Origin of the sequence: Caballeronia sp. LZ035 (assembly GCF_031451175.1) — a bacterium.
In the GTDB taxonomy this organism is placed as follows: domain Bacteria; phylum Pseudomonadota; class Gammaproteobacteria; order Burkholderiales; family Burkholderiaceae; genus Caballeronia.
In genome coordinates, this window is sequence record NZ_JARUXS010000001.1 from 2,511,452 (window position 1) to 2,516,177 (window position 4,726).

A 4,726-nucleotide genomic window follows, 5' to 3' on the forward strand; every position below is an offset into this window, starting at 1 on the left:
CCGCTAGTGAACCTTGGGCGGTAAGAAAGCTGCTTTCTTTGGTGACTTTCTTTGCAGCCGCAAAGAAAGTTACCCCCGCCCCGGGGAGGGGCAGTGCAAGCAGACCGACGTGAAAGCAGGAAGTCCATGGAAGCGCAAACCAACAGAAGCAACAACGCGAAAGCCAAGAGCGAAGACCTCCGCCCCGCGGAGGGGCAGTGCTAATAGACCAATGCGAATGCAGGAAGTCCATAGAAGCGCAAGCGAATAACAACAAGCGCAAGCAAGCAACCACCCCCTATGCTGCCAAAGACTTCCTCAAAGCCGTCCGCGAAGCGGGAAACCTGACGACAAACGTACTCCCCTTCCCGACTTCACTTTTGACATCAAGCTCCGCATGATGCCGTTGCAGCACATGCTTGACGATGGCGAGACCCAAACCGGTCCCACCGGTATCCCTTGAACGGCTCCTATCCACGCGATAAAACCGCTCCGTAAGCCGCGGAATATGTTCCGCCGGAATACCGAACCCGCTGTCCCGCACCGAGAACACCGCACGATCCTTGACCCGTTCCCACGACACATCAATCGTCCCGCCGTCAGGCGTATACCGCACTGCGTTCGTAACGAGATTACCCAGCGCACTCATCACTTCAGTCTCGACACCCGCCACGGTAAGCGAGTCATCGCTATGAAAAGTGATCCGATGCCGCCCATTCGAAAGATTGTTCGCATCGTCCTCGATATGCCGGATGACCGAGCGCATGTCCAGCACTTCATCGCCCGGCGGACGCATGTCCCCTTCGAGATTCGCCAGCACCAGCAGATCCCGCACGATGTTCTGCATGCGCAGCGCCTGCTGATCCATCATGTCGAGATAACGCATGCGATCCGCTTCATCGAGCGGCAATTCGCGCATCGTCTCGAGAAAGCCCGACAACACCGTCAGCGGCGTCTTCAACTCATGCGAAACATTGGCGACGAAATCGCGGCGCATCGAATCCGTGCGCTCCAGTTCGGTAATGTCCTGCGTAAGCACCAGCTTGCGGTTGTCGCCATAAGGAAACACCTGCACCGACACCGTGTATTTGCGGTTCACGCCCATCCCGCGCATCACGAGCGTCTCTTCGTAATGGTGTGAGTTCAGATAGCGAATGAAGTCGGGATGACGCACGAGATGCGTGATGTGCTGGCGCAAGTCGCGCTTCGCATCGAGCCCGAAATGCTGCTCGGCAATCGCGTTGCACCACTCGATCTGATCGTGGTCGTCAAGCATCGCGACGCCGTTCGGCGAGGCCTGGATAGCCTGGATGAAACGCGCATGCTGCTGCTCGACCTGCCGCACCTGGGCATGCCAGCGCTTCGCGAGCTTGTGCAGACGGTAGTAGATCTCGCCCCAGACGCCGAGCGCACTCGGCACCTCGCCGTAGACCGGCGCTTCCAGCAGACGCCACAGGCGCTGCATGTGATACGTAACGAAGAAGCCCTGCACGACAAGCATGAGCACCGCGAAGGCCAGCGCGACGCGCACGCCGGCCAACGCGCCTAGCGCGGCGCTGATGCCCGCGAGCAGCGCGAAGGACACGATGGCACGCGTCCAGATGATGTTCATGGTGGCGATGAATCTGAGTGACGTTGAACCAGCAAACCCGGCGGCAAACCCGACAACACCCCGGCAGCACCTCAAGCGTCAAACCCGCCCGGCCGCGTCAGGCCGCATCAGGCCACGCTTCAGGCGCTCTTCGCGAGCCGGTAACCGCTGCCGCGGACCGTTTCGATCATAGCATCGCAGCCAGCCGGCTTGAGCGCGGCACGCAGACGCTTGATATGCACATCGACCGTACGCTCCTCCACGAACACGTGATCGCCCCACACCTGGTCGAGCAACTGCGTGCGGCTATGGACACGCTCCGGATGCGTCATGAAGAAGTGCAGCAGGCGGAACTCGGTCGGGCCGAGATCGAGCTTGATGTCGTTGCCCGAATGACTCGCGGCCACGCGATGCGTCGCCGGATCCAGCCGCAGGCCGTTGATCGCAACCACGTCTTCCGTCAGCTGCGGCGCGCGCCGGCGCAGCACCGCCTTGATGCGCGCCATCAGTTCCTTCGGCGAGAACGGCTTGGTGACATAGTCATCCGCGCCGATCTCGAGTCCAAGCACCTTGTCCTGCTCGTCGCCACGCGCCGTCAGCATGATGATCGGAATGTGCTTCGTACGCTCGTTGTTGCGCAGCTCGCGCGCGAACGCAATGCCCGACTTGCCGGGCAGCATCCAGTCGAGCAGCACGAGATCGGGCAGCACGTCACTGATCAGGTTTTGCGCCTGCTCCGCGTTATAAGCGCGAATGGGGCAATGCCCCGCATGCTGGAGATTCACCGAGATCAGCTCGGAGATCGCGGGTTCGTCTTCGACGACGAGGATACTGCTGGGCATCGGCACCTCTGGACCTTTTTGCTTGGGTTGATACGCGGCGGATTAACTCAACGCCTCGCGTTCGAGCTGGTCGCGCGACTTGTGCCGCACGTCCGTGCCCTTGACGATGTAGATGATGAACTCGGCGATGTTCTTCGCGTGATCGCCGATGCGCTCCACCGCCTTCGCGATGAACAGGTAGTCGAGCCCCGCCGAAATGGTGCGCGGATCTTCCATCATGTACGTCACGAGCTTGCGCACGAAGGCACGGAATTCATCGTCGATGGCCTTGTCGTCGCGCACGATCTGCGCGGCCGCCACCGTGTCGAGACGCGCGAACGCATCCAGCGCGCGGCGCAAAATGGACACCGCCATCTCGCCCGACAGACGGATCTCGGCGATGTTCACCGTACGACCCGCGCCATCTTCGTTGATGCGCTTCACACGCTTGGCGATCTTCTCGGCTTCGTCGCCGGCGCGCTCGAGATTCGTAATGGTCTTCGAGATCGCCATCAACAGACGCAGGTCGCGCGCGGCCGGCTGGCGACGCGCGATGATGTTGCTGCACTCCTCGTCGATCTCGACTTCCATCGTGTTCAGACGCGCTTCCGCGACGATCACCTGGTCGGCAATGCCGATGTCGAATTCGTTCAGCGCCTGCATCGCCGCGATGATCTGCGACTCGACCAGACCGCCCATTTCCAGCACCTTCGACGACACCGCATTGAGGTCGGCGTCGAACTGGCTTGAAAGATGTTTGTCGGACATGTGTGCTCCTTAAGCCTGTGTGTTTTGCCTGGGCTGACGATCAGCCAAAGCGGCCCGTGATGTAGTCTTCCGTTTCCTTGCGGGCCGGCTTGATGAAGATCTTTTCGGTATCGCCGAATTCGATCAGTTCACCCAGATACATATAGGCAGTGTAGTCCGAACAACGCGCCGCCTGCTGCATGTTATGCGTGACGATCACAACCGTGTAATCGCTCTTCAGTTCGGCGATCAGCTCTTCGATGCGGCCCGTCGAAATCGGGTCCAGCGCCGAGCACGGTTCGTCGAGCAACAGCACTTCCGGACGGATGGCAATGCCGCGCGCAATGCACAGGCGCTGCTGCTGGCCGCCCGACAGACCATAGCCGCTCTGCTGCAGCTTGTCCTTCACCTCGGTCCAGAGCGCCGCCTTGGTCAGCGCCCATTCGACGCGATCGTCCATTTCCGAACGCGACAGCTGCTCGAACATCTTCACGCCGAACGCAATGTTGTCGTAGATCGACATCGGGAACGGCGTCGGCTTTTGAAACACCATGCCGACACGCGCGCGCAGCAGCGAGATGTCCTTGGTGGTGTCGAGCAGGTTGACGCCGTCCATCAGGATCTCGCCTTCGGCGCGCTGTTCCGGATAGAGCGCGTACATCTTGTTGAAGGTGCGCAGGAGCGTGGACTTGCCGCAACCCGACGGCCCGATGAACGCCGTGACCTTCTTCTCGGGAATGCGCAGGTTGATGTTCTTCAGCGCGTGATACTTGTTGTAGAAGAAGTTGAGGTTGTTCACCTCGATCTTCGGCTTCATCGAATCCAGCGACGGCGCGCCGTGTGTAGGACGCACGCTGCCCGGCACCGGACCGCGTTCGACCGGCTTGTCTTCAGTCTTCGAATTCAGGTGGTTGACACCACTTTCGACCATATTCATGGAATCACTCCGCCCTTATTTCTTCGAGAAGATCGCACGCGCCAGGATATTCAGACCCAGCACGCCGAGCGTAATCAGGAACACACCGGCCCACGCGAGCGATTGCCACTGCGGGAACGGACTCATCGCGAACTTGTAGATCGTGACCGGCAGATTGGCGATCGGCTGATTCAAGTCCATCGAGAAAAACTGGTTCGACAGCGCCGTGAACAAAAGCGGCGCGGTTTCGCCGGTGATACGCGCGACCGCCAGCAGCACGCCGGTGACGATGCCGCCGACCGACGCCTTCAGCGTGATCGACATCACCATCTTCCACTTCGGCGTGCCGAGCGCGAAGGCCGCTTCACGCAGCGCATTCGGCACGAGCTTCAGCATGTTCTCGGTCGTGCGGATCACGATCGGAATCTGCAGCAGCGCCAGCGAAATCACGCCGGCCCAGCCCGAGAAGCGGCCCATCTTCGCCACGACGATCGCATACACGAACAGACCGACGACGATCGACGGCGCCGACAGCAGGATGTCGTTGATGAAGCGCGTCACGCTCGCGAGCCAGCGCTTCTGGCCATACTCGGCGAGATACACGCCCGCGAGAATGCCCAGCGGCGTGCCGACGAAGGTCGCGATCACCACCAGCAGCAGGCTGCCGACGAT

At 60.6% G+C, this 4,726-nt stretch carries 5 protein-coding genes; all 5 read right to left on the reverse strand.

Features of this window, described 5'->3' with window-relative positions; translation table 11 throughout:
• Positions 1 to 277 precede the first annotated feature (277 nt).
• Positions 278 to 1,591 carry a phosphate regulon sensor histidine kinase PhoR gene (gene phoR, locus QCE88_RS11745; RefSeq protein ID WP_309902006.1) on the reverse strand — a complete coding sequence of 438 codons (1,314 nt, stop codon included), beginning with the start codon at positions 1,589 to 1,591 and terminating at the stop codon, positions 278 to 280.
• 119 nt (positions 1,592 to 1,710) lie between these two features.
• Positions 1,711 to 2,412 (reverse strand): phosphate regulon transcriptional regulator PhoB, encoded by a 702-nt coding sequence (gene phoB, locus QCE88_RS11750; protein WP_008342029.1) that lies wholly within the window; start codon positions 2,410 to 2,412, stop codon positions 1,711 to 1,713.
• 42 nt (positions 2,413 to 2,454) lie between these two features.
• Entirely contained in the window at positions 2,455 to 3,159 is a 705-nt protein-coding gene (gene phoU, locus QCE88_RS11755; protein WP_309832810.1) for a phosphate signaling complex protein PhoU, read from the reverse strand.
• Between the two features lie 40 nt (positions 3,160 to 3,199).
• Positions 3,200 to 4,075: a phosphate ABC transporter ATP-binding protein PstB gene (gene pstB, locus QCE88_RS11760; protein ID WP_309809049.1), complete on the reverse strand. Its 876-nt coding sequence runs from the start codon at positions 4,073 to 4,075 to the stop codon at positions 3,200 to 3,202.
• Positions 4,076 to 4,090: 15 nt separating this feature from the next.
• Positions 4,091 to 4,726 (reverse strand): phosphate ABC transporter permease PstA (gene pstA, locus QCE88_RS11765; protein WP_309902008.1); only part of this gene is annotated, 636 nt, incomplete at its 5' end.

What these genes read in the sequence shown, in the direction of transcription:
- phoR (WP_309902006.1), bottom strand. Translation starts at nt 1,591, where the DNA reads ATGAACATCATCTGGACGCGTGCCATCGTGTCCTTCGCGCTGCTCGCG.
- phoB (WP_008342029.1), bottom strand. Translation starts at nt 2,412, where the DNA reads ATGCCCAGCAGTATCCTCGTCGTCGAAGACGAACCCGCGATCTCCGAG.
- phoU (WP_309832810.1), bottom strand. Translation starts at nt 3,159, where the DNA reads ATGTCCGACAAACATCTTTCAAGCCAGTTCGACGCCGACCTCAATGCG.
- pstB (WP_309809049.1), bottom strand. Translation starts at nt 4,075, where the DNA reads ATGAATATGGTCGAAAGTGGTGTCAACCACCTGAATTCGAAGACTGAA.